Source organism: Frankia tisae (assembly GCF_025403405.1).
GTDB lineage: Bacteria > Actinomycetota > Actinomycetes > Frankiales > Frankiaceae > Frankia > Frankia tisai.
Map to the genome: position 1 here is coordinate 1 of NZ_JANEZT010000818.1, position 447 is coordinate 447.

Genomic DNA, 447 nt, shown 5'->3' on the forward strand with positions numbered 1-447 from the left:
CTCCAAGGGCACGCTGTTCCTGTATTTCCCCAGCAAGGAAGACCTGTTCAAGGAGGTCGTGCGCCACAACATGGGCCGCCACTTCGCCGAATGGGACGTGGAGATCGAGCAGTACCCGCACGGCACGTCCGAGCTGCTGCGCCATGCCTACGACCTCTGGTGGACGCACATCGGCTCCACCAAGGCGTCGGGCCTGTCCAAGCTGATCCTGAGCGAGGCGCACAACTTTCCCGACATCGCGGCGTTCTACCGCGCCGAGGTCGTCCTGCCGAGCAACCGCCTGATCCGGCGCATCCTGGAGCGCGGCGTGGCGCGCGGAGAATTCCGCCCGCTCGACCTGGACTGCGCCGTGCAGGTCGTCGTCGCGCCGCTGGTGTTCATGATGATGTGGCGCCACTCCGGCGTCTGCATGCCCGAGTCGCAGGACGTGACCCCGCAGCGCTTCAT

General features: G+C 66.2%; 1 protein-coding gene. It reads left to right on the forward strand.

The annotated features are described in order from the left end of the window. A partial coding sequence (locus NBZ85_RS34245) for a TetR/AcrR family transcriptional regulator (RefSeq protein WP_261563505.1) occupies positions 1-447 on the forward strand: 447 nt, incomplete at both ends.